We start from the raw sequence: 1,291 nt of genomic DNA on the forward strand, positions 1-1,291 counted from the left end.
ACTCCTGAGAGGTAGGGTCTAAGATGAGCAAGACAACGAACAAGTTTGCACCGGAGGTGCGCGAGCGGGCAGTCCGCCTGGTGCTGGACCAAGAAGCCGAGCATCCATCCCGCTGGGCGGCTATCACCTCGATTTCTGCCATGATCGGTTGTTCCGGCCACACGCTGCTGGAGTGGGTAAAAAAGGCCGAAGTGAACAGTGGCAAGCGGGCCGGCGTTCCGACCGAGTTGGCGGACCGGTTGAAGGCGCTGGAACGCGAGAACCGCGAGCTCCGGCAGGCCAACGAGATCCTGCGCAAGGCTTCCGCATATTTTGCCCAGGCGGAGCTCGACCGCCCGTTCAAGCGATGACCAGCTTCATTGATGAGCATCGGGGTGAGTATGGGGTCGAGCCGATCTGCCGGGTTCTGCCGATCGCCCCATCCACCTACCATGAACGTGTGGCGCAGCGCCGCGATCCTTCGCGCCTGTCGCCACGTGCCCAGCGCGACGAGGCGATGAAGCCCGAGGTCCGGCGGGTGTTCGATGCCAACTTCAAGGTCTACGGCGTACGCAAGGTGTGGCGGCAGATGAGGCGCGAGGGCTTCGATATCACCCGCTGCACGGTGGAACGGCTGATGCGTGATCTCGGCCTGCAGGGCGTGATCCGTGGCAAGCCGGTGAAGACGACGATCAGCGCCAAGGCGGCACCGTGTCCGCTAGATCAGGTCAACCGCCAGTTTCATGCGCCCGCGCCAAACATGCTGTGGGTGTCGGACTTCACTTACGTCGCGACTTGGGTAGGGTTCGTCTACGTGGCCTTCGTGATCGACGTCTACGCCCGCTACATCGTGGGCTGGCGGGTGAGCAGGACGGCGCATGCCAGCTTCGTGCTGGATGCCCTCGAACAGGCGATCCATGATCGGCGCCCTGTCCATCGCGGTGGCCTCATCCACCACAGCGACCGCGGCAGCCAGTATGTCTCGATCAAGTATACCGAGCGCCTTGCCGAAGCCGGGATCGAGCCGTCTGTCGGGAGTGTTGGCGACAGCTACGACAACGCCTTGGCTGAGACGGTCAACGGTCTTTACAAGGCGGAGGTGATCCACCGGCGGGGACCATGGCGGTCATTTGAAGCGGTTGAATACGCCACTCTCGAATGGGTCGACTGGTTTAACAACCGGCGCTTGCTCGCACCCATCGGCAACATCCCGCCTGCCGAAGCCGAGGAGCTCTACTACGCCATGCTGGACGACACACCCATGGCAGCATAATTTAAGCCAAATGGCCTCCGGCAATCCCGGGGCGGTTCA

General features: G+C 62.4%; 1 protein-coding gene and 1 other annotated feature. The gene reads left to right on the forward strand.

Annotation, left to right across the window (positions count from 1 at the left end; translation table 11 throughout):
• Positions 1-23 precede the first annotated feature (23 nt).
• Positions 24-1,252 (forward strand): IS3 family transposase gene (locus MRBLSP13_RS17340; RefSeq protein WP_363755764.1). Its coding sequence is split into 2 segments (ribosomal slippage): positions 24-312 and positions 312-1,252, totalling 1,230 coding nucleotides; the frame shifts between segments, so codons are not numbered across the junction.
• Positions 305-421 (forward strand) — a sequence feature (AL1L pseudoknot). (Overlaps the previous gene by 117 nt.)
• Positions 1,253-1,291 lie beyond the last annotated feature (39 nt).

Source organism: Sphingobium sp. LSP13-1-1.1 (genome assembly GCF_040676415.1).
GTDB lineage: Bacteria > Pseudomonadota > Alphaproteobacteria > Sphingomonadales > Sphingomonadaceae > Sphingobium.